The sequence below is a fragment of the Nonomuraea sp. NPDC049725 genome, assembly GCF_040674795.1.
GTDB classification, from domain to species: domain Bacteria; phylum Actinomycetota; class Actinomycetes; order Streptosporangiales; family Streptosporangiaceae; genus Nonomuraea; species Nonomuraea ceibae.
This window is the reverse complement of record NZ_JBFANJ010000006.1, coordinates 116769-142325: the sequence shown is the minus strand read 5'-3', so window position 1 is coordinate 142325 and position 25557 is coordinate 116769. Positions and strand designations below refer to the sequence as shown.

Below are 25557 nucleotides of genomic sequence, written 5' to 3'. Positions count from 1 at the left end.
GTCAGCGGTCCTGCCTGATCCCCGTGTCGGGCAGCTCCGCGGGGATCGGCTCGGTCGCCTCCAGGAACACCCACTTCTTGTACGACCAGTAGCGGAACAGCGTGCCCAGGCCGACGCCGATGATGTTGGCGATGTTGGCGCTGACCGGGTCGTCCAGGTGCAGCGTGTAGGTGGTGAAGCCGATCGTCAGCACGCTGAACAGCAGCGCGATGCCGTTGAGCAGGAAGAACAGGAAGTATTCGCGCCCCAGCCCGCTCTGCTCGCGGTGGCGGAACGTCCAGAACCGGTTGCCCAGATAGGCGAACGAGGTGGAGATCGCCGTGGCGAACACCTTGGACGTCATCGGCCCGAGGTCGATCACCAGCAGGAACAGGTTGTACATGCCCGTGTCGATCACGAAGGCGGCGGCACCGACGGTGCCGAACTTGGTCAGCTCATGGACCAGGGCGGCGAAACGCTGGTACAGGCCTTTGGCGAACTGCAGCACGCTCCTGCTCGCCCTTCCTTTTCGGCAGGCATGACGACTTCAGCGTACCGGTTGTCACAACGCCGGACGCGCCGCCCGGCAGGCGAGCTGGAGCGCCAACCTTTGCTGGGGATCGTCCAGGTCCGCGTGGAGCAGGGCTTCTATGCGACGGATGTTGCGGCTCACGGCGTTTCGGTGCATGTGCAATTCCTCGGCGGCGCGGGCCGGGGAGCCGTGATGGTCCAGGTAGGCGCGCAGGATGCCGATCAGGTGGGCCGGGCGGTCGCCCTTGAGGTCGAGGATGGGCTGCAGCAGCTCCCTGACGGCCTGGTGGGCGGCATCGGAGGCGTACCACTCCTCCAGCATGCGGTCCAGCCCGGCCAGGTCGTACACGGCGAGCGGGGCCGGGCTGCGCCTGAGCGCCGTGCGCGCCTCGGCGGCCGAGGTGCGCAGGCCGAGCAGGCCCCGGTGCGCGGTGCTCACGCCACAGCGCAGCTCGGCGCCCGCCGGGCGGACCCGCTCCAGCAGGCGGGCCGCGTCGCGGGCGGCCTCGCGCAGGCCGGCCCGGCCCTGGTCGCGGGGGAGCGAGCGGACGACGACCAGCGCGTCACCGGCCAGCGCGCCGTTCCACTCCGGGCCGACGATCTCGCGGGCCGCCCGCACGGCCCTGGCAGCCACCGCGTCGAGCAGGGCGTAGCGTTGCGGGCCCTCCTCCATCACCGGTTCAAGGCGAAGCACCACGTGCCAGTCGTCGACCGGCAGCCCCAGCGCGCGGGCGCGCGGGGCCAGCTCCTGGGCCTGCTTCTCCGGCGCGACCAGCAGCTCGGTGAGCAGTTGCGCCCGCGACCTGCCCGCCGGCTCGTCGGCCGGTCCGGCGGCGGCCGCCAGCTCGGCGAAGCGCGCCACGACCTCCACCGCCGTGCCCAGGTGGCCGCCGGGGGCGTCGGCGCCCTCCTCGGGGAGCGGGACGCCGAGGGCCCCGGTCGCCGCCTCGGCGATGCGCTCCGGGGTGCCGCCCGCCCGCAGGATGGCGCGTACGGCGGTGACGGTCCTGGCCAGGGCGTCGGAGGCGTCGCCCGCGACGGCGCGCTCCAGGCCGACGACCAGCGCGGCCAGGTCGCCTCCGGCGGCGTACACCCCGATCCCGCTCCGCTCGGCCAGCGTGGCGGCGCTGCGGCCGGCCTCCGCGACGTCCGGCCCGGTGAGCACCAGCGCGGCGGCGCGGGCGGCGGCGGCGTCGCGCAGCGCGACGTCGAGGCGGTAGGAGCCCGCCTCGCGGGAGGCGGCGGCGGTGAGGACGGCGATCGACCCGGCGGGCAGGCGGGCCACCTCGCGCAGGTCCTCCACGAGCCGCACCCCGGAGAAGGGACCGGCCGGGACAGGCCCGGCCAACCTCTGCAAATCCTCCAGTACGTGTGCCACCCGCACACGATAGCCCCATAAAGGTGCCCCCAGCACACCACTGCTGACCTGCGATTTCGTACCGTGAACAGGTGGACATCGGAACCGGGCTGCTGCCCGCGTTCGCCAGAGGGTGCGCCGTGCTCGGCTCGGGCGGCGGCGGCCCCGTCGCGATCGCGCGGGCGGCGGCCATGCAGGCGCTGGAGGACCACGGCCCCGTCGCCGTCGTGCGGCCCGGCGACCTCGCCCCGGACACGCTCGTCATGCCCGTCGGCACGGCCGGTTCGTCGGCGGTGATGTCGGAGCGGATCTGCGGCGTCAACGAGCCCGTCCACCTGCGGGCCAAGGTCGAGGAGCTGTTCGGCGCGCCCGTCGGCGCCGTCATGGCCAGCGAGATCGGCGGCGCCAACGGCTGCCTGGCCGTCGCCTGGGCCGCCGTCACCGGGCTGCCGCTGGTCGACGCCGACGGCATGAGCCGCGCCTTCCCCGGCATGGACCAGACGGTCATGGAGCTGCACGGCGTCCCGCCCACGCCCGCCGTGGTGTGCGACGAGCGCGGGCGCACCGTCGTCATCGAGAACGTGACGGGTCGCTGGCTGGAACGGCTGGTCAGGGCCTCGCTGGAGGCGTTCGGCGGCCAGGTCGCCACCAGCGAGTACATCCTGCGCGGCGGCCAGGTCGCCGCCTGCACGGCCGTCGGCTCCGTCACCCGCGCGCTGCGGCTCGGGACCTCCCTCCCCGAGCCGCTCATCACCGGCAAGGTGGCGGAGACGTCCGGGACCATCCTCATCGAGGGCCTGGGCCGCGACCTGGGCAGGCTCGCCAGGATCGAGGCGGGCAGCGAGTTCCACGCGGTCATCGAGGACGGCGCGCCGCTGGCCCTGGTCCCCGACGTGATCGCGCTGCTCGACACCCGCACCGAGGAGGTGCTGCGGGTCGAGCAGATCCGCTACGGCCTGCGCGTCAGCGTCGTCACCGTCCCCTGCGACCCGATCTGGCACACCCCCGCCGGCCTGCGCCTCGCGGGCCCCGCGGCCTTCGGCCTGGCGGGGCTGACCGGCGAGGGGAGGCCGTCATGAGCCCCGGGGTCGAGCGGCGGCAGGTCGGCATGGTGCGGGCCGGGGTGGACGTCGGGCCGACCAACACCGACGCCGCCCTGCTCGACGATGCCGGGCGCGTGCTCGCCACCGTCAAGGTCGCCTCCGTCCCCGACGACCCGGTGGCCTGTGTACGCGCCGCGCTCGGGGCACTGCCTCCGCACGAGTCCGCCCAGGTCGCGGTGGGCCTGCGCGGCGCGGCCACCGCCGTGACCCGGCGGCGCGGCCTGCGCCGGGTGGCGGTGCTGCGCATCAGCGGCGAGTCCGGCCGCGCCGTACGCCCCCTGTCGGGCTGGCCGGAGGACCTGCGTGCGGCCGTCAGCGCCGGGACGGCCACCGTCGCCGGAGGCGGCGGCCTGGACCGGGAGGACTGGACCCCGCTGGACCGCGACGCCGTGGCCCGCTTCGCCGCCTCGGCGGCAGGCGCCGCCGAGGCCGTCGCCGTCACCGGGCTGTTCTCCCCGCTGGACGGCCGCCAGGAGCGGGAGGCCGCCGAGATCATCCGGGCCGAGGCCGGCGACCTGCCGATCTCGCTCTCCGCCGAGCTCGGCTCGATCGGCCTGCTGGAGCGCGAGAACGCCACCGTGCTGGACGCCGCCCTCTCGGGCTTCGCCGGAGCCGTCGCCGAAGGGCTGGCCGAGACGCTGTCGGGCCTGTGTCCCGGCGCGGCGGTGTTCGTGACGCGCGGCGACGGCACGCTGATGAGCCTGGAGCACCTGGCCAGGCACCCCGGGCTGAGCCTGGGCAGCGGCCCCGCCAGCGTGCTGCGCGGCGCCGGCGTGCTCGCCGGCCTGCACGACGCCGTGGTCGCCGACGTGGGCGCGGCCCGCGTCCGCGTCGGCGTGCTGGCCGGCGGCTTCCCCGAGGAGGCGGTGCGCGGGGCCGGGATCGGCGGCGTGCCCGTGGGCCTGCGCATCCCCGGCCTGATCCGGGTGCCGCGCCCGATCGACCCCGCCGAGCTGGCCGAGGCCGTCGACCGGCTGCAGCCCGGCCCGGCGCGGCTCCCGCTCGTCGTGGTCGGCGGCGGCGCCCACGCCGTCCCCGACGGCCTGCACCCCGCGCACGGGCTGTGCGCCGGCGCCATCGGCGCGGCCGTCAGCCCCGTCGGCGGCCAGTACGAGCGGATCGTCCGGCTGCCCGGCGCCGCCGCGCGTGAGGCCGTCGCCGAGGAGGCCAGGGCCGCCGCCGTGCGCGCCGGGGCCGACCCGCGCGACGTGGCGCTGGTCGAGGTGGACGAGACCCCGCTCGACTACCTGCCCGGCTCCTTCGTCAGGCTCCGCGCCCGCGCGGCCGGCCGCCCCTCGCATCTGTGAACCCCCCTGAGAAAGGCGAGCACGTGACCACCGACTCCGACTATCCCCTTGAGCGGGTGCCGCAGAGCGCGCGTTACCCGTGGTTCAACGTGGCCGTGCAGCGGTTCGGCCAGCTCTCCGACCTGACGCAGTTCCTGCTCGGCGCGACCCTCGGCGCCGGCCTGTCGTTCTGGGGGGCGTTCTGGGCGTTCACCCTCGGGTCGGTCATCCTGGAGGTCGTCTGCATCTTCGTCGGCATCGCCGGCATGCGCGAGGGCCTGTCGACGTCCATGCTGGCCCGGTGGACCGGCTTCGGCCGCTACGGGTCCACGCTGATCGGGATCGTCATCACGCTGAGCCTGTTCGGCTGGTTCGGCGTGCAGACCGCGGTGTTCGCGGCCGGGCTGCACTCGATCATGTCGTGGCTGCCGCTGTGGGCGTGGTCGCTGATCGCCGGGATCGGCGTGACGCTGCTGGTCATCCGCGGGTTCAAGGCCATGGGGATGACCGCGTTCATCACCGTGCCGGCGTTCCTCGGGCTGGCCGGGTGGGCGATGTGGGTGGAGATCTCCCGCCACGACCTGGGCACGCTGGTGGCCTCGCCGCCGTTCGGCGAGCCCATCAGCATCGCCACCGGCGCCACCATCGTGGCCGGCTCGTACATCGTCGGCGCCGTCACCACGCCCGACATGACCAGGTTCAACCGCAACACCGGCGACGTGGTCAAGCAGACGCTCGTCGGCATCTCGCTCGGCGAGTACGTGCTCGGCCTCGCGGGCGTGCTGCTGGCCTACGCGGTCAAGACGTCGGACGTGATCGCGATCATCACGGCGTCGTCCGGCGTGGTCGGCGTCATCGTGCTCATCTCCGCCACCGTCAAGATCAACAACTGGAACCTGTACTCCTCCACGCTCGGCCTGCTCAACGCCGTCGAGACCACGACCGGCGTGCGGCTGAACCGGGTCACGGTCACGATCGGCGTCGGCGTCCTCGGCAGCGTGCTCGCCGCCCTCGGCATCCTGGAGCGGTTCACCGACTTCCTGCTGATCCTCGGCGTCATCACGCCGCCGATCGCCGGGATCATGGTCGCCGAGTACTTCGTGGTGCGCCGCTGGCGGCCGGTGCTCGACGCCTCACGCGCCGCCGGGCGGCTGCCCGACACCGAGCCCGCCTGGGTGCCCGCCACGCTCGTCATCTGGGCCGCCGCCGCCCTGTTCGGCTGGCTCAGCGAGCACTACCAGTGGATCGGCATCCCCGCGCTCAACTCCCTCCTGCTCGCCGGACTGGCCTACGTCGTCGCCGGCCGGCTCGGCCTGGTCCGCGCCAGCCGTGAACAGCCCGTCCTCGCCTAGAAAGTCCCGTACATGCGCATCGGCATCGACGTCGGCGGCACCAACACCGACGCCGCCCTCATCGGCGACGGCGGCCAGGTGCTCGCCACCGTCAAGTCCCCCACCACCGAAGACGTCACCGGCGGCGTCGCCGCGGCCATCGCCGGGCTCGGCGCCACCGAGGCGTCGGCCGTGATGATCGGCACCACCCACTTCGTCAACGCCCTCGTCGAGGCCGCCCGGCTGGAGCCCGTCGCCGCCGTCCGGCTCGGCCTGCCCGCCACGGCCGCGCTCCCGCCCCTGGTCGACTGGCCCGACCGGCTGCGCGAGGCCGTCGAGGGCGCCGTCTACCTGTGCCACGGCGGCCACGAGTACGACGGCACGCCCATCTCCGCCCTCGACCCCGGCGAGCTCCGGCGGGTCGCCGCCGACATCCGGGCCCGCGGCCTGCGCACGGTCGCGATCTCCTCGGTGTTCTCCCCGGTCAGCGCCGACTCCGAGCGGCAGGCCGCCGACATCCTGGCCGCCGAGCTGGGCCCCGGAGTGCACCTGTCGCTGTCCCACGAGATCGGCAGGGTCGGCCTGCTGGCCAGGGAGAACGCCACCATCGTGAACGCCGCCCTGCGCCCGCTCGCCGGCCGTACGGTCGCGGCGTTCGCCGAGGCGCTGGCGGTGGCGGGCATCCGGGCGCCGCTGTTCCTGTCGCAGAACGACGGCACGCTCATGGACGTGGACCACGCCCGCCGCTACCCGGTGGCCACGTTCGCCTCCGGGCCGACGAACTCCATGCGCGGAGCCGCGTACCTCTCGGGGCTGACCGACTGCGCGGTCGTCGACATCGGCGGCACCACCACGGACGTCGGCATCCTGAACGGCGGGTTCCCGCGCGAGGCCGCGGGCGAGGCGCTGGTCGCCGAGGTGCGCACCAACTTCCGCATCCCCGACGTGCTGTCCATCGGCATCGGCGGCGGCTCGATCGTCGCCCCCGACGGCAGCGTGGGCCCGCGCAGCGTCGGCTACCGGCTCACCGCCGAGGCGCTGGTGTTCGGCGGCGGCACGCTGACCGCCACCGACCTGGCCGTGGCCGCCGGGCAGGCCGTCGTCGGCGACCCCGCTCGCGTCACCGGCGTGGACCACGAACGCCCGCTGAAGAGCATCGCCGAGCGCGTCGCCGAAGCGGTGGACCGCATGCGCACCAGCGCCGCCCCGCTGCCCGTCGTCCTCGTGGGCGGCGGCAGCATCCTCGTCGGCGAGCTGCCCGGCTTCGCCGACGTGCGCCGCCCCGACCACTACGAGGTGGCCAACGCCGTCGGCGCAGCCATCGCCCAGGTCGGCGGCGAGGTCGACCGGGTGTTCTCGGGCCCGCGCGAGAGCGTGCTGGCCGAGGCCAAGAACGAGGCGGTCGCGCGGGCCGAGCGCGCCGGGGCGCGCGCGGGCAGCGTGCGGATCGTGGACGTGGAAGAGCTGCCGCTCGCCTACCTGCCGGGTGACGCCACCCGGGTCAGGATCAAGGCCGTCGGCGACCTGGACCTGGAGAAGATCGATGCGTGAGATCGGGATCGACCGGCTCGACGACCTGGCGCGCGGCGCCGGCATCCTCGGCACCGGCGGCGGCGGCGACCCGTACGTGGGCAAGCTGCTGGCCCGCGAGGCCATCCGCAGGCACGGCCCGGTGACCGTGTACGACATCGACGAGGTGCCCGCCGACGCCACCGTCGTCGCCGTGTCCGGGATGGGCGCGCCGACCGTGCTGCTGGAGAAGCTGCCCGCCGGCACCGAGGAGCTGACCGCGCTGCGCGCACTCGAAGCCGTGCTCGGCCGCCCCGCCACGCACATCGTGCCCATCGAGATCGGCGGCGTGAACTCGATGATCCCCATCGCGGCCGCCGCCCAGGCCGGGCTGCCGCTCGTCGACGGCGACGCGATGGGCCGGGCCTTCCCCGAGGCCCAGATGGTGCTGCCCACCCTCATGGGCGTGCCCAACACGCCGATGGCCGTCGCCGACGACAAGGGCAACACGCTCGTCGTCGACACCGTGTCCAACCAGTGGGCCGAACGCATCACCCGGGCCGCCTGCGTGCAGATGGGCTGCCAGGTCTCCTGCGCCGACACCGTGCTGCGCGGCGACCAGCTCCGCGACGGCCTCGTCCCCGCCACGCTGACGCTCGCCGAGAACCTCGGCAAGGCCGTGCGGCGGGCCCGCGCCGCCAACGCCGACCCGGTGCGCGCCGCCCTGGACGTGCTCGGCGGCGTCAAGCTGTTCACCGGCAAGGTCGTCGACGTCGAACGCCGCACCACCGGCGGCTTCGCCCGGGGCAACGCCCGCCTGGAGGGCACGGGCACGCTGGAGCTCAGCTTCCAGAACGAGCACCTGCTCGCCCGCCGCGACGGCGAGATCGTGGCGACCACCCCCGACCTGATCTGCGTCCTCGACACCGATTCCGGCGAGCCCGTCACGACCGAGGCCATGCGCTACGGGCTGCGCGTCACGGTCATCGCCGCGCCGTGTGACCCGCGCTGGGCCTCGCCCGCCGGGCTGGAGCTCGCGGGGCCCCGCTACTTCGGCTACGACTGCGACTACCTGCCCCTTCGGGGTAGGTATGCTCAAGTCACGTGAACGCATACAGTCCCATCGGCCCCGTGGTCGGCATCGTCGGCGCGGGACAGCTCGCCAGGATGACCCAGCAGGCCGCCATCGCGCTCGGGGTGGAGCTCCGGGTGCTGGCCAACGCCCCCGGAGAGAGCGCCGCCCGGGTCATCGTCGACACCCGCATCGGCGACTACCGTGACCTGGCCGACCTGCGGGAGTTCGGCAAGGGCTGCGACGCGATCACGTTCGACCACGAGCACGTGCCCACCGAGCACATCCGGGCGCTGGCCGCCGGCGGCCTCCAGGTCCACCCCGGCGCCGACGCGCTCGTCCACGCCCAGGACAAGGCCGTCATGCGCGAGCGGCTGACCGCCATCGGCGCGCCCTGCCCGGCGTGGGCCCGCGTGTCCGACGCCGCCGAGGCCGTCGCGTTCGCCCAGGAGCACGGGTGGCCGTTCGTGCTCAAGGCGATCCGGGGCGGCTACGACGGGCGCGGCGTGTGGGTGTGCCGCACCGAGGCCGACGTGACCGAGGCGTTCGCGGCCGGGGTGCCGCTGATGGCCGAGGCGTTCGTCCCGTTCGAGCGGGAGCTGGCCGTGCTCGTCGCCCGCTCCCCGCACGGGCAGGGCGTCAGCTACCCGGTCGTCGAGACCGTGCAGCAGGACGGCATCTGCGTCGAGGTGCTCGCCCCCGCCCCCGGGCTCGACCCGGAGGAGGCCGCCCAGGCGCAGCGGGTCGCGCTCAACATCGCCCACGAGCTCGGCGTGACCGGGCTGCTGGCCGTCGAGATGTTCCAGACGGCCGGCGGGCTGGTCGTCAACGAGCTGGCCATGCGGCCGCACAACAGCGGCCACTGGACCATCGAGGGCGCCCGCACGTCGCAGTTCGAGCAGCACCTGCGGGCGGTGCTCGACCTGCCGCTCGGCTCGCCGTCGATGACCGCGCCCGTGGTCGTGATGGCCAACCTGCTCGGCGGCGACGACCCCGACCTGTTCAAGCGGTACGAGCACGTCATGGCGCACGACCCCGGCGTGAAGGTGCACTTCTACGGCAAGGAAGTGCGTCCCGGGCGCAAGATCGGGCACGTCACGGTCACGGGCGACGACCTCGACTCCTGCCGCGCCCGCGCCCGCCACGCCGCCGTCCACCTCACCACCGGGGAGTACGCATGATCGGCATCGTCATGGGAAGCGACTCCGACTGGCCGGTGATGAAGCTGGCCGCGGAGGCCGTTGCCGAGTTCGGGGTGCCGTTCGAGGCCGACGTCGTGTCGGCCCACCGGATGCCCGCGGAGATGATCGACTACGGCACGCAGGCGGCGTCCCGCGGCATCCAGGTGATCATCGCCGGGGCCGGCGGGGCCGCCCACCTCCCTGGCATGCTCGCCTCCGTGACGCCGCTGCCCGTCATCGGGGTGCCGGTGCCGCTGAAGTACCTCGACGGGATGGACTCGCTGCTGTCCATCGTGCAGATGCCCGCCGGGGTGCCCGTCGCCACCGTGGCGGTCGGCGGCGCCCGCAACGCCGGGCTGCTGGCCGTACGCATCCTGGCCGCCTCCGACGCGGGGCTGCGGGAGCGGATGGTGACCTTCCAGGAGACGCTGAAGGAGCAGGCGCACGCCAAGGGCGCGCGGCTGCGCGCCGAGGCGGCGTCGCTCGCAGAGACGCGGCCGCTCTCGTAGGGGCCGCGTCACACCACGTACCCGGCGCGCTGCGTGAGTGGCGCGCCGGAGGTCTCAGGGGCGGCCGAGAGCCCGGTAGTGCCAGCCCGCCGAGCGCCACGCCTCGGCGTTGAGCGCGTTGCGCCCGTCGACGATCCTGCGCGTGGCCACGACCGAGCCGAGCTCCTCCGGGTCGAGGGCCACGAACTCGTCCCACTCGGTCAGCAGCAGCACGACGTGCGCCCCGCGCACCGCCTCCACCGCCGACGCGCCGTAGTTGAGCTCCGGGTGCGCCTTACGCGCGTTGTCCAGCGCGATCGGGTCGTAGACCGTGACCTGGCCGCCCTGGTGCCCGATCGTCACGGCGACGTCCAGCGCCGGTGAGTCGCGGATGTCGTCGGAGTTCGGCTTGAAGGCCGCGCCGAGCACGCCCACCGTGCAGCCCCGGAACGAGCCGCCGGCCAGCTCCCTGGCCAGGTCCACCATCCGCGCCCGGCGGCGCATGTTGATCGCGTCGACCTCGCGCAGGAACGTCAGCGCCTGGTCCGCGCCCAGCTCGCCGGCCCGCGCCATGAACGCCCTGATGTCCTTGGGCAGGCAGCCGCCGCCGAAGCCGAGCCCCGGGTTGAGGTAGCGCCCGCCGATGCGGTCGTCGTACGACAGGGCCAGCGAGAGCTGCTGCACGTCGGCGTGGGCGGCCTCGCACACCTCGGCCATCGCGTTGATGAAGGAGATCTTGGTGGCCAGGAAGGAGTTGGCCGCCGTCTTGACGAGCTCGGCCGTGGGGAAGTCGGTGACGACCATCGGCACCTCGCCCAGCGGCTCGTACACCTCGCGCAGCATCTTCTCGGCCCGCTCGCTGCGTACGCCGATCACGATCCGGTCGGGGTGGAGCGTGTCCTGGACCGCGAAGCCCTCGCGCAGGAACTCGGGGTTCCAGGCGAGCTCGGCCTGGGTCCCGGCCGGGGCCAGCATGGCGAGCTTGTCGGCCAGCCGACCCGCGGTGCCCACCGGCACGGTCGACTTGCCGACCACCAGGCACTCACGGTCGAGGTAGGGGGCCAGCGACTCGATGGCGGCGTCCGTGTAGGACACGTCGGCGGCGTACTCGCCGCGTTTCTGCGGGGTGCCGACGCACACGAAGTGCACGTCGCCGAAAGCGCCCACCTCCTCGTAGGAGGTGGTGAACCGAAGCCGGCCGGATTCGAGCCCCCGGCGCAGCACCGGCTCCAGGCCGGGCTCGTGGATCGGGAGCTCACCGTTGTTGAGACGGCGGATCTTGTCGGCGTCGATGTCGAGGCCGAGGACGTCGTATCCGAGATCAGCCATGCAGGCCGCATGGGTGATGCCCAGGTAACCGGTCCCGATCACCGTGAGGCGATATGGCACGAGTGAACTCCTTTCGATCGCCGTGGCATGCTACCGGCTCTTGGCTACCCCCTTCGTGCCACCTGGGCATACCCCGCAAACCGTACCGACTGGTAACAAGATGCTCGGACGTCCTAGTATCTCTGTATGGACTTTCCTCTGTACGCGCCCGCCGAAGAGCACGACATGCTCAGGGACACGGTCAGGGCCCTCGCCGACGAGAAGATCGCCCCGCGTGCCGCCGAGGCGGACGAGAACGAGGAGTTCCCCTGGGACGTCTACAAAGCCCTGGTCGCCGCCGACCTGCACGCCGTCCACGTCCCTGAGTCCTACGGCGGAGCCGGGGCCGACGCCCTCGCCGCGGTCATCGTCATCGAGGAGGTCGCCCGCGCGTGCGCCTCCTCCTCGCTGATCCCCGCCGTCAACAAGCTCGGCACCGTCCCGCTGCTGCTGTCGGCGTCGGAGGAGCTGAAGTCCGCCTACCTCCGCCCCGTCGCCACCGGCGAGGCGATGTTCTCGTACGCGCTCTCCGAGCCGGAAGCCGGATCCGACGCCGCCGCCATGAAGACCCGCGCCGTCAAGGACGGTGACCACTACGTCCTCAACGGCACCAAGATGTGGATCACCAACGCCGGCGTGTCCGAGTACTACACCGTCATGGCCGTGACCGACCCGTCCGCCGGGGCGCGCGGAATCTCCGCCTTCGTCGTGGAGAAGTCCGACGAAGGCGTCTCCTTCGGTCCGAAGGAGCGCAAGCTCGGCATCAAGGCGTCACCCACCCGCCAGGTCATCCTGGAGAACGTCCGCATCCCCGAATCCCGCATGATCGGCGAGCCCGGGACCGGCTTCAAGACCGCCCTGGCCACCCTCGACCACACGCGCGTCACCATCGCCGCCCAGGCGCTCGGCATCGCCCAGGGAGCCCTCGACTACGCCGTGGGGTACGTCAAGGAGCGCAAGCAGTTCGGCCGGCCCGTGGCGGACTTCCAGGGGCTGCAGTTCATGCTGGCCGACATGGCGATGAAGCTGGAGGCCGCCCGGCAGCTCACCTACCACGCGGCGGCCAAGTCCGAGCTCGCCATGCACGGCAAGCCGCAGAAGGACCTCACGTTCCTGTCCAGCGCCGCCAAGTGCGCGGCCTCGGACGCCGCCATGGAGATCACCACCGACGCGGTGCAGATGCTGGGCGGGTACGGGTACACGAAGGACTTCCCGGTGGAACGCATGATGCGGGACGCCAAGATCACCCAGATCTACGAGGGGACCAACCAGATCCAGCGCATGGTGATGGCCAGGCAGCTCCTCAAGTAGGCGCCCAAAGGCAGGGCCTTCGCCGAAGAGGCGCTTCGCGCCCGTTGGCTCAGCCGTTCACATTGGGGGGCACAGCCCCCCAAACCCCCAGCTCACAGGCTGCTACCGCCGATGCGTTACGCCTGAGCGCGCTCTCGGGTGCCACGCGGAGTCGTAGGGTGCCAGTTGTTGGCGTAGACGTCGAAGTGCGGCGCCCAGGGTCTCCTGGGACCGTGCGCGGACACGGTGGCGGTGGAACTCATGGTCAGGCAACGCGTACCGAGTGAGGTCCGACGCTGATCGTCACGTCGACATGGCCACCGAGAGCGGCTGCGTAAGCGCGGATGGTTTCGAGTTCCATCGAGTCCAGATCGCCGTTCTCGATCTGGGAGACGCGTGCTTGTGAGATCCCAAGCGCAGCCGCCACCTCGGATTGCGTCTTGCCGACGGACTTGCGCAGTTCCTTCAGATGATGGCCGGCGATGTAGGCATCCAGTTGCGCATCGGCGGCGGCCTGCCGCTGGGGGTCGGCCAGCTCGGGGTACAGCCGGTGCGCTTCCGCCTTGACCTCACGCTAGTTGCGTCCTGGGCTCATCGCTTGTCCTTCCTCGTACCAGCGCGACATCCGAAGCGTGGCGGATTCCGAGCTGCTCCCGCAGGGTTTGAGGAGCCACCACTACGACTGGCCCGAACGTTTCGGCTGCGTGGTGCTGGTTTAGGTTGGGCGGGTGGGGACTTATGGGGATCTGCCGGCCGAGCTGGTGACCGAGCGGTTGCGGTTGCGGGCCTGGGTGCCGTCGGATGCCGAGGGCTACCACGGGTTGTGGCTGGAGCGGGATCCCCGGGTGCCGTCGGCGCGGCGGGTCGACGACGAGGGGCGGCCGACGGTCGAGGACCTCCGTGGCCGGCTCGTGGAGGATCCGCGGGGGGCGGAGCCCGGGCTCGGGCTGTTCCCGGTCGAGCTGCGGGACACCGGGGAGTTCATCGGGTACTGCGGGCTGATCGTCGGCCAGGCGTCCTTCGACGAACCCGAGATCGCGTACGAGCTGGCGCGGCGGGCGCACGGTCACGGGTACGCGACCGAAGCCGCCCGCGCGGTCCTGGAGGCGGCGGTCCGGACGGGGCGGCGACGGCTCTGGGCGACCGTGCGGGAGTGGAACGCGCCCTCGTTCCGCGTTCTTGAGAAGCTCGGGTTCCACCCCAGTGGCCGCGTCACCGAGGACGCCGAGCACGGCGACTCGATCTGGATGACGCGCGCCCTCGACCAGAGGTAGCGGCGCGAGCGTCTCCAGAAGCCCCTATCGGCGGCCCGCCACGCGGACGGCCAGGCCCAGAGCCCGGCTCCGGTCGCGCCCGGACTGAACGGGAGCGCCCGGGGCGACATGACAGATGTCATGCCGAGGCGTGACATCCCCATGCGCTCACCTGCGGTTCCGGCACTACTGACACCTGTGCGGCTCCTCCAGAGTGGTCCTCATGGATACCCCCACTCCGTACCGACGGAGCTCACCCGTGAACGGCGCCCCGAAGTGGATCTCCTGGCTGTTGCGGCGCTGGCCGACGGCGCTGGCGCTGGCGGCGACAGCGCTGACGTTCGGCGGGTCGTCGTCCGGCGACGGCATCGCCGGTCTCGCCCACGCCCTCATGCTCCTCCCGCTGCTCTACCTGGTGGTGGCCAAGCTGCGACGGCGCGCGGCGACCTGGCCCGGGCTGGGGATCGGCATCGTCGGCGTCGTCGGCCTGCGGGCGCTGGACGTGATCCAGCCCGCCGCCGTCATCACCGCGATCGCGCTGGTCGTGCTGGTGTGGGGCGCGGTGGACGGGCAGCTCCGGCGCGACGGGACGTTCCAGGTCCAGGCGCTGGGCATGCTGGTGTTCGGCGGGCTGGCGCTGGCCGGGCTCGCGGTCGACCCGGATCTGGGCCGCTACCTCGTGGCCGCCGGCTGGCTCTTCCACGGGGTCTGGGACTTCGTCCACCTGAAGATGGACAAGGTCGTGGCCCGCTCGTTCGCCGAGTGGTGCGGGGTGGTGGACGTGGCCATCGCGGCCCAGCTCGTCCTGATGTTGTGACCGGGCGGAATAGCGCCGCCCCAAGCGGGGGATGCCACGGGGCATGGGTCGAACCTTGATCATCCTGCGGCGGGCGGCGTGCGTCGCCACGCTCGCCCTCCTGTTCCTCCCGGCCGTCGCCGCCCTCCCGGCGTCGGCCGAGCCCCGTAAGCGCTCGACCGCCGAGGCGTCGGCCCGGCGGATGCTGGCCCAGCTCAAGGTCGCCCGGCCGTTATCCATCCGCGGCTACAGCCGCAAGCGGTTCCAGTCCCGGTGGGCGCACCACAAGGGCACGTGCAGCGTACGGGAGACGGTCCTGGCCCGCGACGGGCGCCGCGTCCGCCGCAACGCCGCCTGCCACCCCGTCAAGGGCCGCTGGTACAGCCCGTACGACGGCAAGTGGCTCAAGAGCGAGAAGTACGTGGACGTCGACCACGTCGTGCCGCTCTCCTACGCCTGGCGCTCCGGGGCCAAGCGGTGGAGCCAGGCCAAGCGCCGCGCCTTCGCCAACGACCTGCGCCGCCCCGAACTGCTCACGGTCAGCCACTCCTCCAACATCGCCAAGGGCGGCCAGGGCCCGCAGAGCTGGCGCCCGCCGCGGCGCGCGTACTGGTGCCGCTACGCGACCTCGTGGATCACCGTGAAGCGGCACTACCGGCTCTTCGTGACCCGCAACGAGCGCACGGCCCTGCTCAACATGCTCCGCACCTGCTGAGGGGTGCGAAATACAGAAGTACAGTACTGAGAAGTGTACTTCTGTATTTCAAAGGGAGTGGCGATGCCGGCGAAGCCAGATCATGTCTTCGGCAGGACGCGGGAGTGGGAGGGGCTGGTCAGATTCGCCTCCGCCGGTGGCGGTGCCGCCGCGGCCGGCGGGGCGACGCTCGGCGTGGTCTCGGGGCGGCGGAGGCAGGGCAAGAGTTTCCTTTTGCAGGCGCTCGCCGAGCGGATGAACGGGCTGTACTTCGCCGCGACGGAGGCGACCGAGGCCGAATCCCTCCGACTGTTCGCCGACGCCTTGACCCGCTACACCCGTCAGGTGCCCGAGTTTCCGTTCCGGGATTGGAACGACGCGATCGCGCACCTGTTCCGCTCCGTCCGCAATCGCCGGGTGCCGGTCGTCATCGACGAGTTCCCGTTCCTGACCAGGACTTCACCCGCGCTGCCCTCCATCATCCAGCGCGAACTCGGGCCGGGCGGCAGCGGGAAGGAGAGTACGGCACGGCTGGTGCTCTGTGGGTCGGCCATGGCCGTCATGGGGAATCTCCTGGCCGGTCAAGCGCCGCTGCGAGGCAGGGCCGGTCTCGAACTCGTGATCCACCCGTTCCGCTACCGTGAGGCGGCGGCGTTCTGGGGCATCACCGATCCTCGGCTGGCCGTCCTTGTCAATGCGGTGGTCGGAGGGACGCCCGCCTATCGCCATGAGTTCATCCAGGGTGACGTGCCGGCTGATCTGGCCGATTTCGACTCCTGGATCTGCCGGACCGTGCTCAACCCGCAGACGCCGCTCTTCCGTGAGGCGCGCTACCTGCTGGCGGAGGAATCCGAGATCCGCGATCCCGCGCTCTACCATTCCGTGCTGGCGGCCATCGCCAGCGGAAATACCACGAACGGCGGTATCGCCAACTATGTCGGCCGGAAATCCGATCAGATCACCCATCCGCTCAACGTCCTCGAGGACTGCGCGCTGATCGTCCGCGAGCCGGACCTGTTCCGCTCGGGCCGTGCCCGCTACCGCATCGTCGAGCCGCTGATCACCTTCTATGAGGCGATCATGCGTCGTCGCTGGCCAGAGCTGGAGATCCATCGCGCCGAGAGCGTGTGGGGGTCGATCAGGCACACCTTCCTCGCGCAGGTGGTGGGCCCGCATTTCGAGGCGGTGTGCCGGGACTTCGCCCGCCACGCGGAGGAGGACGTCTACGGCGGCTTTCCCGCAGAGGTAGGCTCCGGGGTCGTGCCCGATCCGGCCAACCGGACCCAGATCGAGATCGACGTGGCCGTGTTCGCCGCTCAGGAGCCGGGCCGTCCCAAGCGGGTCCTGTCACTGGGCGAGGCGAAGTGGGGGGAGACGATGAGTCACCATCACCTCGCGCGCCTGGTCAGAGCCCGGGAGCTGCTCCAGGAGAAGGGCTACGACACCGGCGGCACGGTCCTCGCCTGCTACGGGGGTTCCGGCTTCACGGATGAGCTCGCCGTGGCGGCCCAGGGGGATCCGCTCATTCGCCTCGTGGATCTGGACAGGCTGTACAGGCCCTGATGGGCCCGCCGGTGCTACGACGCGGCAGGTCAGGGGCCGCGGTGGCGGGTGACGGCGGCGGCGGTGCGGTCGACGTCGCCGGCCGCGATCGCCTCGACCAGCTCGGCGTGGATCTCGGCCCGTTCGTCCAGGTAGCCGTCGGGGTGGGTGGCTCCGGCGCCGGTGGACAGGTCGGCGATGCACCGCGTCATGCTCTGGTAGACGGCCTTGGCCAGCGGGTTCGGGCTGATCTGGGCGATGCGCTCGTGCAGGGCCCAGTTGGCGCGCAGGAAGCGTTCGGCGTCGCCTGTCGACTTCCTGAGCCGCGCCACGAGCCGGCGCAGCGCCGTGACGTCGGCGGACGTGCGGTGGCGGGCGGCGTCGGCGGCGATCAGGGGCTCCAGCGACTCGCGTACGGCGATCGCGTCGGCCACGGTGGTGGGCTCGCGGCGGACGGTGAGCAGGGTGTGCCGGAGCCGGACGACGGGGTTGGGTTCGGCGACGAACAGGCCGCCGCCCCGGCCGGGGCGGATGTGGACGCTGCCTCGGTCGCTGAGGAGGCGCACCGCCTCGCTGATGGTGGCGCGGCCGAACCCGGAGCGGTCGCGGAACTCCTCCATGGTGCCGATCAGGTCACCGGGCCCGAGACCCCGTTCGGTGATCATGGCTTCGATGTCGGCGGCGAGGGCTTCGGCCCGCGTCAATGGGGAAACCACCGGACAAAAGTAGCAGATCGCGCTACGCTCCAGCGTTGACAAACCTTCGAAAGGTACGGGTGTTTCGATGCCGAGCGATCCGTTACTCCAGCAGGTGCTGAACGGCGTCGACGGGACCGACGATCGGGTCAACGAGATCGTCTCGTCGCTGATCTCCCATCTGCACTCCTTCGTCGCCGAGGTGCGCCCCACCGAGCGGGAGTGGCTCGCCGGGCTGGACTTCCTGGCCGAGACCGGGCAGCGGTGGTGCGGGCCGCACCGCAACGAGTTCATCCTGCTGTCGGACATGCTGGGCCTGACCACCGCCGTCGACGACGTGAACCACGCCGGCCCCGAGGGCATGACGCCCTCCTCGGTGCAGGGCCCGTTCCACTCGCCGGCCCCGGCGCGCGAGCTCGGCGACTGGATCGCCACCGGCCCCGAGCGGGAGCGCGGCACCCCGGCCGTGGTGCACGGCCGGGTGCTCGGCACCGACGGCACGCCCGTGCCGGGCGCGCTCGTGGACGTCTGGCAGGCCGATGACGCCGGCCTGTACGACAGCCAGGACGAGGAGCAGGAGCTGGGCAACCTGCGCGCCCTGCTGACCGCCGGCCCCGACGGCGGCTACTGGTTCCGCACGATCCGGCCCAGCAGCTACCCGGTGCCGGTCGACGGCACCGCGGGCAGGCTGCTCCGGGCGATCGGACGGCACCCGATGCGCCCCGCGCACGTGCACCTCCAGGTGTCGGCGCCCGGCTACCGGACGCTGACCACGCACGTTTTCCTGGCGGGCGACCCGTACCTCGACTCCGACGCCGCCTACGCGGTCAAGCCAGAGCTGGTCCGCGAGCCGGTGCGGCGGGAGGGCCCGGACGAGCGGTGGGGGATGGACATGCCGTTCGAGGAGCTGGAGTTCGACGTGCGGCTGGTGCGCGAGGAGGCGCGGTGAAACTCGTCGGGGTGATCATCAACGGGCGGCCGTGGGTGGCCCGCCTGGACGGCGACCTGGACAAGGGCCTCGACGGCGCCGAGGTGTGGCCGATCGCCGAGGTGGACGCGTTCTGGGCCGACCCCGCGCGCTCGCTCGCCGCCGAGCCCGGTGCGCCCGTGGCGGCCGGTGAGGTGGAGTTCGTCCCGCCGGTGCCTGCCGGCGCCCGGGTCATCTGCGTCGGGCTGAACTACCGGGCCCACGCCGCCGAGGGCGCGTTCGCCGTACCGGAGCATCCGACGCTGTTCGGGCGCTGGACCGCGTCGCTGAGCGTCGGCGGGGTGCCCGCGCCGGTGCCCGCCGACGAGGCCGGGCTCGACTGGGAGGGCGAGATCGCCGCGTACGTCGGCGCGCCCCTGCGCGAGGCCGACGCCGACACCGCGCGAGCAGCCGTCCTCGGCTACTCGGCCTTCAACGACCTCACCGCCCGGCGCGCCCAGAAGCTGACCACGCAGTGGACGCTCGGCAAGAACGGCGACCGCACCGGCCCGCTCGGCCCGCTGGTCACCGCCGACGAGGTCGGCGACCTGCGTGACGGGCTGCGGCTGCGCACCCGCGTCAACGGCACGCTGGTGCAGGACGGCAACACCAAGGACATGATCTTCGAGGTGGGCGAGGTGCTGTCGCTGATCAGCCGCACCCTCACCCTCCGCCCCGGCGACGTGCTCGCGACCGGCACCCCCGAGGGCGTCGGTTACGTACGCACGCCGCCCTGGCTGCTCGGCCCCGGCGACGTCGTCGAGGTCGACGTCGAGCGCCTGGGGACCCTGCGCACGCCCATCGTCGGCTCCTCAGCGAAGGAAACCCCGTGACGGAAACCGAGGTCGTCATCGCGGGCGGCGGGCTCGTCGGCCTGACGCTCGCCCACGAGCTGGGCTCGCGCGGCATCGGCTGCGTGCTCGTGGAGCCGCGTACGGAGGCCGGGAACGGCTCGCCGCGCTGCAAGCAGATCAACCCGAGGTCGATGGAGATCTTCCGCAGGCTCGGCGTGGCGGCGGACATCCGGGACAACGCGCGGCTGCCGTTCGGCTGGGCGGACTCGGCGGTGTTCTGCGCCAGCCTGACCGGGCACCGCATCGAGCGCTTCGACGGCATCTTCGGCCTGACGGACGTGCGGCGCGACGAGCTGGCCGAGCCGGCGCAGTGGTGCGGGCAGAACCGGGTGGAGGAGGCGCTGCGCGCCACCCTGGCCCGCCGCCCCACGGTCGAGGCCCGCTGGGGCCGCAGCGTGACCCGGGTCGAGCAGGACGCGGGCGGCGTCACCGCCGAGACCGTCGACGAGCACGGCCGCCGCGAGCTGGTCCGGGGCCGCTACCTGGTCGGCGCCGACGGCGGGCGCGGCGTCGTCCGGGGCGAGCTGGGCATCCGGCTGTCCGGCGAGACCCACGCCGTGCGCAACGTGCAGGCGGTCTTCCACGCGCCGGGGCTGACCGAGGCGCACCCGCACGGTCGGGCCGTGCAGTACTGGGTGGTCAATCCCGAGGTCAGTGGCTTGATGGGCCCGCTCGACACCGAGGGCGCCTGGTGGGCGATCATCATCGGCGCTCCGGAGGACCCGGACCCGGCGTGGGTGGAGCGGGCGCTGCACACGATGATCGGCCGCGAGCATCCCGTGGACGTGCGCCTTCTCGACCCGTGGACGGCCCGCATGCTGGTGGCCGACCGCTACCGGGAGGGCCGCTGCTTCCTGGCCGGTGACGCCGCCCACCTCAACCCGCCGTGGGGCGGCTTCGGCGCCAACACCGGCATCGGCGACGCCGTCGACCTCGGCTGGAAGCTGGCCGCCGAGCTGCGCGGCTGGGCCGGGGCCGGGCTGCTCGACAGCTACGAGGCCGAGCGCCGCCCGATGGCCGAGCGCACGATCGCCGAGGCCGCCGCGAACATGCGCGTCCTCACCGGCGAGCTGGCCAGGCCCGGCCTCGACGACGACTCCGACGAGGGCGCGCAGGCCAGGCTCAAGGCCGCCGAGCTCATCAGGCAGGCCAAGGCCAACGAGACGTACACGCTCGGCTTCGTGCTCGGCGCCCGCTACGCGGGCTCGCCGCTGATCGCCGCCGACGACGGGCCCGCCCCCGTGTCGAGCACGTCCGTCTACCGCCCGTCCGGCGCGCCCGGTTCGCGGCTGCCGCACTTCTGGCAGGCCCGCGACCGGTCGCTGTACGACGCGCTCGGTCCCGGTTTCACGCTGCTGGAGATCGCCACCGACCCCGCGGGCGCCGCCTGGGAGGAGGCCGCCGCCGCGCGCGGCATCCCCTTCACCCGCCACCACCTGCACCGCCCCGACCTCCTGGAGCTGTACGGCGCCCGCTATGTCCTGGTCCGGCCGGATCACCACATCGCCTGGCGCGGAGACACCCCTCCCGATCCCGGAACCCTCCTGGATCACGCCCGAGGTGCCTGAGAGAGGTTAGATCGTCTTCGCCCGGGATAAAGGAACGCCCGACAACCGGCATGGAGGTGTGCATGAGGAGCAGACGCAACGCGGTGGCGGCCGCCGCTCTGGCCGCCGTCGTCGGCCTGACCGGGGCGTGCGGCAACGGTGACGGGGACGGCGACGACGATCCGGACATCGTCAACACTCAGGTCCCGGACGACGGCAACGATCAGGAGGGCGACGGCGACTGAGCGTCCCATGACCGCGGGAATCGCCGGAGTGGGGGTTCGGGACGTCAGGCCCGGCTGTTAGGGTCGGTCCCCTTCCCCCATGAACGAGTAAAGATTCCTGCATCGGAGGGTCATGAGGACTGTAGGAAAGGCCGCCGTCGTGGTCTCCGCCCTGGCCACGGCGGTGGCGCTCGCCCCCGTGGCGCAGGCCCAGGCCGCGCCCGCGTTCGTCGCCTACCACGGCGCGACGCCGAGCCAGCAGACGGCGAACTTCACCAAGCTGCGCGACCAGGGCTACCACCCGGTGACGGTGAACGTCTCCGAGGGGCCCCGCTACGCGGCCGTGTGGCAGAAGGGCTCGTCGCCGGGCTGGCTGATGTACCAGGGGATGTCGGCGAGCGGCCTCCAGTCGCGCTTCGACGCGGCGCTGGCGAAGGGCTACCAGCCCATCTCGATCTCCGGCACCGGTTCGGGGAGCGACGCGGTGTTCGCCGCCGTCTTCGAGAAGAGGAGCGGCAAGTTCTTCGCCAGGCACGGGCTGGACGACGCGCAGTTCGCCGCCGCCAACCGCAAGGCCGCCGACGACGGCTACGTGCTGTCGTCCGTCGACGTGTACGGCACCGCCGGCGACCGGCGTTACGTGGCGGTGTGGACGGTCAACCCGGGCGGGAGCTGGTACTTCAGCTACGGCAAGTCGGCCGCGGCGCACCGGGCCGAGTTCGACAAGCGGGTCGGCGCGGGCTACAGGCCGACCAGCGTGGCCGTGGGCCCCGACGGCACCTACGCGGCAGCGTGGCGCAAGGACGGGCTGAAGTCGTGGGCCCACTACATCGGGATGACCGCCTCCGGCTATCAGTCGCGCTTCGACCAGCTGAACGCCAAGGGCCTCTACCCCGTCCAGGTCAACGCCGAGAACGGCGTCTACACGGCCGTCTGGGTCAAGAACTGATCAACCGTACGTCGCCGGTCGAGCTCCTGGCCACGATGGTGTGCCGGGAGCCGTCGGCGTCCTTGAGCTCGGACCGGACCCGGCCGTGGGTGCTGCCGGCGGTCACGGCGTAGTCGCCACGCGGCACGGTCGCCGTCACCCGCCCGTGCTGTGACCTGACGTCCAGCCCGGCGGGCCGCTCGGCGAACGTCAGGTTGATCGTGCCCGTGGTGGTGCGCGCCTCGACGTCCGCCGAGCGCAGGCGGGTGCCGGCGATCACCTCGTGGTCGCCCCGCAGCTTCAGCCGTCCCGAGGCGTCGTAGACCCTGATCGGCCCCGAGGTGGACACGTCGACGTCCTGCGGCAGGTCGCGCAGGATGACGCCGTCGTCGCCGCCCCGGACGACCAGCCGCACCCCGGGCGGCACCCGTACGTGATAGCGGGCGCCGCAGTCGCCGAACACCACCGTGCAGTCGACGTCGAGGCGCAGGGTGCCGTCGGCGAGCCGCCAGGAGTTGTTGCCGTCGTCGGCGGCCTTGCCGCGCAGCCACCGGTCGACCTGGATGCCGGGGCCGGCGGCCGGCAGGACGCGCAGGCCGCCGATCGGCGACTCGAGCGTGAGCGTGGTCCCGGAGTGGGGGAAGGCGCGTGCGGAGTGGACCTCGTCCGCGTCCAGGCTCACGCCGCAGCCCGTCAGACCGGTGAGCACGAGCGCCGCCGCTGCCGTGATTCGCTTCATGGTTCGATCGTGGCGTGGCCGCCCTGGCGGGGAGATCGGCCTTTCGGCCGATGGCCGTCGGTCAAAGAGCCGAAAGTGCCGGGGGAGAGGCGGTCAGGCCCTCCAGTAGTAGCGGTGGAGGCGGCCGACCTCGGCGTAGCCGGCCCGGAGGAAGGCGGCGGCCGTCGGGGTGTTGGCCACGTCGGTGGCCGCGACGACGCGCTCGACGCCGGCCTCGGCGAGCGTGCGGGTGCCGTGGGCGAGCAGGTCGTCGACGTAGCCGTGGCCCCGGTGCTCGGGCACGACGCCGATGTAGGCGATGGAGTGGTCGTCCGGCGCCACCAGCCCCACGGGCGAGTCGCCGGCGTAGCCGATCACGAACCAGCCGGGCTTGGCCTTGCGGCTCATCAGGTCGTCGTACATCCACCGGGCCTCGTGCTCGGCGCCGGAGGTGGCCAGCTCGACCTGGGTGTCATGGTCGAGCGAGCCTTCGGAGATGCGGATCAGCACGTCGAGCACCTCGGCTTCGCCGAGGTCGCGCGCGGGGCGGTAGCGCAGCCTGCCGGGCTCCTCGGGCAGGTCGCTGCCGGCCCGCCATTCGAGCATCAGCCGTTCGACCTCCAGCGCGAACCCGGCCCCGAGCAGCGCCTCGTGCTCGACGGCCCGGTCGACGACGGGGGTGAGGCCGGGCGGCAGCGCGATGTCGTGAATGATCTTGGTCAGCTTGAGCGTCGCCAGCCCGCGCCGCAGCAGCCGGGAGGCCACCTCCGGGTCGGGGCCCGGCTCGAACTGCCAGGTGATCACCGGCTCGGCGTCGGGGAACGGAGCCCAGAACGCCAGCCGTGCGCGCCCGTCCACGAAGCACCACTCCGGCCTGGTCCTGCCCTCCTCGAAAGCGGACACGAGCTGGGAACGAGCGGGCTCGGGGAAATCGTTGAACAAGTGCCGGCCTCCACACCGTGGGAACGATGCGGACATCGTCTCGCACCGGCGCGTCACGCCGTCACGCGGCGGTGGTCAACGCCGCCTGCGCCTCTTCCCGGGACGGGCTCGTCTCGAAGTGCCGGTCCAGGTTGGTGATCGTGAGCAGGTGGCTGATCATCCCGGGGGCCAGCACCAGGATCATCCGCCCGCGCGTGCGCCGTACGTGGTTGTGCGTGGCCACCAGCACCCCGAGCCCCACCGAGTCGCAGAACGGGACCGAGGTCAGATCGATGACGAGCTTGACCGGCTCGGAGCCGGACAGGGCCTGTTCGAGCTCGGCCCGCACCCGTGGAGCGCCGTAGACGTCGAGGTCACCGGCGATGTGCAGAACAGTGCAGGGTTCCTCCCGCCAACTCCTGACCACCATGGGGCTAGCGTGCCCCAATTAGAGGTTGTTATTACTATTTCTTGCATATGTTCTGAGTAGCGGTCTCCGTGACAGGGGTGGCGCTGGGCTTCGCCGAAGGCTTGGCCGTGGACTTGGGCTTGGCCACCTTGAGCTGATCGCGCCCCAGGATGACCTCGATGCCCTTGATGTCCACCTGGCGCAGCTCCGCCCCCGGGATCGCCGCCGCGACCGTGCGTGCCGCCTCCGCCTGGTCCGCGCCGTGGCGCACGACCGTCTTCTCGTGGTCCTTGCGCGTCGTGTTGCCCGCCGTGTCGGGGACCTTGAAGCCGTACGCGATCAGCGCCGTCCGGGTGCGCGCGCCGATGCCGGAGATCAGCGTGCCGTTGAGCACCTTGAGCGAGATCTGCTGCGGCGGGACCGACGCCTTCGCCGACGGCTTGGCGGACGGCTTGGCCGACGGCGTCGGCTCGCCGGGGTCACGGTCGGCCTCGATGTCGCGGAACAGGTCGCGGGCCGCCGCCTTGTCCCACAGCACCGCCGACTCCCCGGTGGGCGTCTTGAAGTCGACGTCGTCCAGCGGCACGTCCACGAACTGCACGTTGTCCAGCTTGACGTCACGCAGCTGGGTGGCCAGCCCCAGCAGGCCGTCGTCCGGGTCGACCTTGATGGTGCCGAGCGTGGTGTTGACGAACGTGGCCAGCTTGGCCGGGTTGGCCAGCGTGCCCGCGCTCAGCGCCCGGTCGAGCAGCGCCGAGATGACCTGCTGCTGGCGGTCGATGCGGTCGAGGTCGGAGCGGGCGGTGGCCCGGGTGCGCGCGTAGCCGAGCGCCTGCGCGCCCTTGAGCTCGTGGGTGCCCGCCGCCAGGTTGAGGCCCGTCTTCGGGTCGTTGATCGGCACCGGCGTGCACACGGTCACGCCGCCGAGCGAGTCGACCACGTCCACGAAGCCGAGCACGTTGACCTCGATGTAGCGGTGGATCTCCAGGCCGGTGGCCTGCCGCACGGTCTGCAGCGCGAGCTTCGGGCCGCCGAACTGGTAGGCCGAGTTGATCTTGTGTTCGCCCTTGCCGGGAATCGTCGTCCAGGTGTCGCGCGGCAGGCTCACCACCGTGACCTTGCTGTGGTCCTCCGACAGGTGGATGAGCATCATCGTGTCGGTGCGCTGACCGGACTCGCGGCCCAGCTTGAGCTCGTTCTGCTTCTTGCGGGTCAGGTCGTCGCGCTTGTCGACGCCGACCAGCAGGATGTTCTCGGCCCCGCGCGGCGCGGTCTGCGTGACGCCCGCGTCGACCGAGCCGATCGTGCGCGGCGTCGCCCACACCACCCCGGTGCCGACCAGCACTCCCGTCGACAGCAGCCCGGCGATGATCGCGTTGCGCCGCCGCGCTCTGGCGCTCTTGCGCGGCCTGCGCGGGCGGCCGGGTGCGAGCCTGACGCCGCCGTAGGCGTCGCCGCCCACGTGCACACCGGCGTCCTCCTCGCTCGGGTCGCGCATTGCCGTCCCCCTCTGT

26 protein-coding genes are annotated in these 25557 nt (G+C 72.4%); 17 read left to right on the top strand and 9 right to left on the bottom strand.

What is annotated here, in order from left to right; all coding sequences use genetic code 11:
- Position 1: 1 nt before the first annotated feature.
- Entirely contained in the window at positions 2 to 487 is a 486-nt protein-coding gene (locus AB0J53_RS17650; protein WP_364173167.1) for a GtrA family protein, read from the bottom strand.
- Between the two features lie 54 nt (positions 488 to 541).
- On the bottom strand, positions 542 to 1888 hold the full coding sequence (locus AB0J53_RS17645; protein WP_364173164.1) for a helix-turn-helix domain-containing protein: 1347 nt from the start codon (positions 1886 to 1888) through the stop codon (positions 542 to 544).
- A 71-nt stretch (positions 1889 to 1959) separates the two neighbouring features.
- Here AB0J53_RS17645 and AB0J53_RS17640 point away from each other — a divergent pair, with 71 nt between their 5' ends.
- Genes AB0J53_RS17640 through purE form a run of 7 tightly spaced genes read left to right on the top strand, consistent with a single transcriptional unit; the run spans position 1960 to position 9858 of the window.
- Positions 1960 to 2946 carry a DUF917 domain-containing protein gene (locus tag AB0J53_RS17640; protein ID WP_364173161.1) on the top strand — a complete coding sequence of 329 codons (987 nt, stop codon included), beginning with the start codon at positions 1960 to 1962 and terminating at the stop codon, positions 2944 to 2946.
- On the top strand, positions 2943 to 4277 hold the full coding sequence (locus AB0J53_RS17635) for a hydantoinase/oxoprolinase N-terminal domain-containing protein (RefSeq protein WP_364173158.1): 1335 nt from the start codon (positions 2943 to 2945) through the stop codon (positions 4275 to 4277). Before AB0J53_RS17640 ends, AB0J53_RS17635 begins: the two co-directional genes overlap by 4 nt.
- Before the next feature lie 23 nt (positions 4278 to 4300).
- On the top strand, positions 4301 to 5608 hold the full coding sequence (locus tag AB0J53_RS17630) for a cytosine permease (RefSeq protein WP_219499761.1): 1308 nt from the start codon (positions 4301 to 4303) through the stop codon (positions 5606 to 5608).
- A 12-nt stretch (positions 5609 to 5620) separates the two neighbouring features.
- Entirely contained in the window at positions 5621 to 7138 is a 1518-nt protein-coding gene (locus AB0J53_RS17625) for a hydantoinase/oxoprolinase N-terminal domain-containing protein (RefSeq protein WP_364173155.1), read from the top strand.
- Positions 7131 to 8204, top strand: coding sequence for a DUF917 domain-containing protein (locus tag AB0J53_RS17620; RefSeq protein ID WP_219499750.1), 1074 nt, complete (start codon positions 7131 to 7133; stop codon positions 8202 to 8204). The genes AB0J53_RS17625 and AB0J53_RS17620 overlap by 8 nt, the downstream gene beginning before the upstream one ends.
- Positions 8201 to 9349, top strand: a complete 1149-nt coding sequence (locus AB0J53_RS17615) for a 5-(carboxyamino)imidazole ribonucleotide synthase (RefSeq protein WP_219499748.1) — start codon at positions 8201 to 8203, stop codon at positions 9347 to 9349. The genes AB0J53_RS17620 and AB0J53_RS17615 overlap by 4 nt, the downstream gene beginning before the upstream one ends.
- Positions 9346 to 9858 (top strand): 5-(carboxyamino)imidazole ribonucleotide mutase, encoded by a 513-nt coding sequence (gene purE, locus AB0J53_RS17610; protein WP_219499746.1) that lies wholly within the window; start codon positions 9346 to 9348, stop codon positions 9856 to 9858. Before AB0J53_RS17615 ends, purE begins: the two co-directional genes overlap by 4 nt.
- A gap of 54 nt (positions 9859 to 9912) precedes the next feature.
- Here the strand turns inward: purE and AB0J53_RS17605 are convergent, their stop codons facing one another.
- Complete coding sequence (locus tag AB0J53_RS17605) at positions 9913 to 11226, bottom strand: UDP-glucose/GDP-mannose dehydrogenase family protein (RefSeq protein ID WP_364173150.1); 1314 nt, start codon at positions 11224 to 11226, stop codon at positions 9913 to 9915.
- A 126-nt stretch (positions 11227 to 11352) separates the two neighbouring features.
- Here AB0J53_RS17605 and AB0J53_RS17600 point away from each other — a divergent pair, with 126 nt between their 5' ends.
- Positions 11353 to 12516: an acyl-CoA dehydrogenase family protein gene (locus tag AB0J53_RS17600; protein ID WP_219499742.1), complete on the top strand. Its 1164-nt coding sequence runs from the start codon at positions 11353 to 11355 to the stop codon at positions 12514 to 12516.
- 244 nt (positions 12517 to 12760) lie between these two features.
- Here the strand turns inward: AB0J53_RS17600 and AB0J53_RS17595 are convergent, their stop codons facing one another.
- Positions 12761 to 12991 (bottom strand): helix-turn-helix transcriptional regulator, encoded by a 231-nt coding sequence (locus tag AB0J53_RS17595; RefSeq protein WP_364173803.1) that lies wholly within the window; start codon positions 12989 to 12991, stop codon positions 12761 to 12763.
- Between the two features lie 232 nt (positions 12992 to 13223).
- Here AB0J53_RS17595 and AB0J53_RS17590 point away from each other — a divergent pair, with 232 nt between their 5' ends.
- The 4 genes from AB0J53_RS17590 (at position 13224) to AB0J53_RS17575 (ending at position 16801) form a co-directional block, all read left to right on the top strand.
- On the top strand, positions 13224 to 13769 hold the full coding sequence (locus AB0J53_RS17590) for a GNAT family N-acetyltransferase (RefSeq protein ID WP_364173147.1): 546 nt from the start codon (positions 13224 to 13226) through the stop codon (positions 13767 to 13769).
- Positions 13770 to 14007: 238 nt separating this feature from the next.
- On the top strand, positions 14008 to 14565 hold the full coding sequence (locus tag AB0J53_RS17585) for a hypothetical protein (RefSeq protein ID WP_364173145.1): 558 nt from the start codon (positions 14008 to 14010) through the stop codon (positions 14563 to 14565).
- Positions 14566 to 14608: 43 nt separating this feature from the next.
- Positions 14609 to 15259 (top strand): HNH endonuclease family protein, encoded by a 651-nt coding sequence (locus AB0J53_RS17580; RefSeq protein ID WP_364173143.1) that lies wholly within the window; start codon positions 14609 to 14611, stop codon positions 15257 to 15259.
- Positions 15260 to 15322: 63 nt separating this feature from the next.
- Positions 15323 to 16801, top strand: coding sequence for an ATP-binding protein (locus AB0J53_RS17575; RefSeq protein ID WP_364173140.1), 1479 nt, complete (start codon positions 15323 to 15325; stop codon positions 16799 to 16801).
- Positions 16802 to 16830: 29 nt separating this feature from the next.
- On the opposite strand, the gene AB0J53_RS17570 is transcribed toward AB0J53_RS17575, so the two are convergent.
- Complete coding sequence (locus tag AB0J53_RS17570; RefSeq protein WP_308125586.1) at positions 16831 to 17496, bottom strand: FCD domain-containing protein; 666 nt, start codon at positions 17494 to 17496, stop codon at positions 16831 to 16833.
- A 67-nt stretch (positions 17497 to 17563) separates the two neighbouring features.
- On the opposite strand from AB0J53_RS17570, the gene AB0J53_RS17565 reads away from it, so the two are divergent.
- The 5 genes from AB0J53_RS17565 to AB0J53_RS17545 all read left to right on the top strand — a co-directional run bounded on the left by AB0J53_RS17565 (position 17564) and on the right by AB0J53_RS17545 (position 22016).
- The gene (locus tag AB0J53_RS17565; RefSeq protein WP_364173136.1) at positions 17564 to 18424 is read left to right on the top strand and encodes a dioxygenase; all 861 of its coding nucleotides are present in this window, start codon (positions 17564 to 17566) and stop codon (positions 18422 to 18424) included.
- Positions 18421 to 19275 (top strand): fumarylacetoacetate hydrolase family protein, encoded by an 855-nt coding sequence (locus AB0J53_RS17560; RefSeq protein WP_364173133.1) that lies wholly within the window; start codon positions 18421 to 18423, stop codon positions 19273 to 19275. Before AB0J53_RS17565 ends, AB0J53_RS17560 begins: the two co-directional genes overlap by 4 nt.
- The gene (locus AB0J53_RS17555; RefSeq protein ID WP_364173131.1) at positions 19272 to 20864 is read left to right on the top strand and encodes an FAD-dependent monooxygenase; all 1593 of its coding nucleotides are present in this window, start codon (positions 19272 to 19274) and stop codon (positions 20862 to 20864) included. The genes AB0J53_RS17560 and AB0J53_RS17555 overlap by 4 nt, the downstream gene beginning before the upstream one ends.
- Positions 20865 to 20926: 62 nt before the next feature.
- Positions 20927 to 21088 (top strand): hypothetical protein, encoded by a 162-nt coding sequence (locus AB0J53_RS17550; protein ID WP_357584078.1) that lies wholly within the window; start codon positions 20927 to 20929, stop codon positions 21086 to 21088.
- A 112-nt stretch (positions 21089 to 21200) separates the two neighbouring features.
- On the top strand, positions 21201 to 22016 hold the full coding sequence (locus AB0J53_RS17545) for a hypothetical protein (RefSeq protein ID WP_364173127.1): 816 nt from the start codon (positions 21201 to 21203) through the stop codon (positions 22014 to 22016).
- On the opposite strand, the gene AB0J53_RS17540 is transcribed toward AB0J53_RS17545, so the two are convergent.
- The 4 genes from AB0J53_RS17540 to AB0J53_RS17525 all read right to left on the bottom strand — a co-directional run bounded on the left by AB0J53_RS17540 (position 22006) and on the right by AB0J53_RS17525 (position 25541).
- Positions 22006 to 22734 (bottom strand): hypothetical protein, encoded by a 729-nt coding sequence (locus tag AB0J53_RS17540; protein ID WP_364173125.1) that lies wholly within the window; start codon positions 22732 to 22734, stop codon positions 22006 to 22008. The genes AB0J53_RS17545 and AB0J53_RS17540 overlap by 11 nt on opposite strands.
- 93 nt (positions 22735 to 22827) lie before the next feature.
- Positions 22828 to 23655: a GNAT family N-acetyltransferase gene (locus AB0J53_RS17535; protein ID WP_364173122.1), complete on the bottom strand. Its 828-nt coding sequence runs from the start codon at positions 23653 to 23655 to the stop codon at positions 22828 to 22830.
- Between the two features lie 61 nt (positions 23656 to 23716).
- Complete coding sequence (locus AB0J53_RS17530) at positions 23717 to 24064, bottom strand: STAS domain-containing protein (RefSeq protein WP_219499721.1); 348 nt, start codon at positions 24062 to 24064, stop codon at positions 23717 to 23719.
- Positions 24065 to 24098: 34 nt separating this feature from the next.
- Positions 24099 to 25541: an LCP family protein gene (locus tag AB0J53_RS17525; protein ID WP_364173119.1), complete on the bottom strand. Its 1443-nt coding sequence runs from the start codon at positions 25539 to 25541 to the stop codon at positions 24099 to 24101.
- Positions 25542 to 25557: the final 16 nt, after the last annotated feature.

Bases quoted from the DNA above. Each gene is read 5' to 3' on its own strand.
- AB0J53_RS17580 (WP_364173143.1), top strand. From the start codon at position 14,609: ATGGGTCGAACCTTGATCATCCTGCGGCGGGCGGCGTGCGTCGCCACG.
- AB0J53_RS17620 (WP_219499750.1), top strand. From the start codon at position 7,131: ATGCGTGAGATCGGGATCGACCGGCTCGACGACCTGGCGCGCGGCGCC.
- AB0J53_RS17540 (WP_364173125.1), bottom strand. From the start codon at position 22,734: ATGAAGCGAATCACGGCAGCGGCGGCGCTCGTGCTCACCGGTCTGACG.
- AB0J53_RS17565 (WP_364173136.1), top strand. From the start codon at position 17,564: ATGCCGAGCGATCCGTTACTCCAGCAGGTGCTGAACGGCGTCGACGGG.
- AB0J53_RS17545 (WP_364173127.1), top strand. From the start codon at position 21,201: ATGAGGACTGTAGGAAAGGCCGCCGTCGTGGTCTCCGCCCTGGCCACG.
- AB0J53_RS17525 (WP_364173119.1), bottom strand. From the start codon at position 25,541: ATGCGCGACCCGAGCGAGGAGGACGCCGGTGTGCACGTGGGCGGCGAC.
- AB0J53_RS17530 (WP_219499721.1), bottom strand. From the start codon at position 24,064: ATGGTGGTCAGGAGTTGGCGGGAGGAACCCTGCACTGTTCTGCACATC.
- AB0J53_RS17600 (WP_219499742.1), top strand. From the start codon at position 11,353: ATGGACTTTCCTCTGTACGCGCCCGCCGAAGAGCACGACATGCTCAGG.
- AB0J53_RS17550 (WP_357584078.1), top strand. From the start codon at position 20,927: ATGAGGAGCAGACGCAACGCGGTGGCGGCCGCCGCTCTGGCCGCCGTC.
- AB0J53_RS17625 (WP_364173155.1), top strand. From the start codon at position 5,621: ATGCGCATCGGCATCGACGTCGGCGGCACCAACACCGACGCCGCCCTC.
- AB0J53_RS17575 (WP_364173140.1), top strand. From the start codon at position 15,323: ATGCCGGCGAAGCCAGATCATGTCTTCGGCAGGACGCGGGAGTGGGAG.
- AB0J53_RS17635 (WP_364173158.1), top strand. From the start codon at position 2,943: ATGAGCCCCGGGGTCGAGCGGCGGCAGGTCGGCATGGTGCGGGCCGGG.
- purE (WP_219499746.1), top strand. From the start codon at position 9,346: ATGATCGGCATCGTCATGGGAAGCGACTCCGACTGGCCGGTGATGAAG.